The organism is Salegentibacter lacus (assembly GCF_020164555.1).
GTDB lineage: Bacteria > Bacteroidota > Bacteroidia > Flavobacteriales > Flavobacteriaceae > Salegentibacter > Salegentibacter lacus.
On sequence record NZ_JAIQZB010000054.1, the window covers coordinates 1 to 1390 of the forward strand.

Genomic DNA, 1390 nt, shown 5'->3' on the forward strand with positions numbered 1-1390 from the left:
CTGACATCTTCGTTCTAAACGAGGGTCAGACAGATATCCCGAATAGTTCGGGAAAAACCCATGAGTATCTTCAGTTATATTCATACTCCTAAAATAGTACATTTGTGTACACACGGTAGCTTGAAAATAAGGGGAGGTGCTTTATTTTTGTGAAGGAAAAATTAGTGAATTCGTGGCTGATTTTAAAAGCACCTAAGCAAACTGAAAATCTGAAAAATCTCGCTCAACCTCATCAAATGCCGCAAAAACATCTACAGCATCGTCGCTGGTTACCATTTTCATTCGGTATTCTTTGAAGTGGGGAATTCCTTTAAAATAATTGGTATAATGTCTTCGGGTTTCAAAAACACCCAGCTTCTCCCCTTTCCAGTCAATCGCCATTTGCAGGTGACGTCTTGCAGCATCTAAGCGCTCCATCATTGTTGGAGGCGGTAAATGTTCACCGGTTTCAAAGTAATGTTTTACTTCTCTAAAAAACCAGGGATAACCAATACTGGCGCGACCAATCATCGCACCGTCAAGTCCGAATTTATCACGCATTTCTACCGCTCTTTCGGGCGTATCTACATCGCCGTTTCCAAAAACAGGAATATGCATCCGCGGATTGTTCTTTACCTCGGCAATTGGCGCCCAGTTAGCTTCGCCTTTATACATTTGAACACGAGTTCTTCCGTGAATAGAAATAGCCTTACAGCCAACATCCTGAAGTCTTTCTGCAACCTCAACGATTTTAATAGAATCGTTATCCCAACCCAAACGAGTTTTTACGGTTACGGGTAAATTGGTATGTTTTACCATGGCTTCGGTAAGCGAAACCATGAGATCTATATCTTTTAGAATACCTGCCCCGGCGCCTTTAGAAACCACTTTTTTAACGGGGCACCCAAAATTAATATCAATAATATCGGGGCCAGATTTCTCTACAATTTCTACCGATTGTAGCATAGATTCCAGGTTAGCTCCAAAAATCTGGATGCCCACCGGGCGTTCTTTTTCGTAAATATCAAGTTTCATGGTGCTTTTCGCTGCATCGCGAATAAGCCCTTCTGAAGAGATAAATTCAGTGTAAACCACATCTGCGCCATGCTCTTTACAAAGCGCACGGAATGGCGGGTCGCTCACATCTTCCATCGGTGCTAAAAGCAACGGGAAGTCTCCTACATCTATATTTCCTATTTTTGCCACTTCGGTTTATTTTGGAGTGCAAAAGTACGAAAAGCCCCCTAACCCCCAAAGGTTGAATTTAAGTCGGTTTTTCTATAGATCGTCATCCTGAGACCTGTGATAAAAAAAATTACCTAGCGTAGGATTTTGACGTAATTTTATTGGTAAATATAATGAACCACGAGTTAACCGATATAAGTATAGTGTTTTCATACCTGTTCCTGAG

Annotated in this window: 1 protein-coding gene; it reads right to left on the bottom strand. The window is 41.4% G+C overall.

What is annotated here, in order from left to right; translation table 11 throughout:
• Positions 1-192: 192 nt before the first annotated feature.
• A complete protein-coding gene (gene dusB / locus LB465_RS18030) occupies positions 193-1185 on the bottom strand; it encodes a tRNA dihydrouridine synthase DusB (protein ID WP_224471308.1) in 993 nt (330 codons plus the stop codon).
• Positions 1186-1390 lie beyond the last annotated feature (205 nt).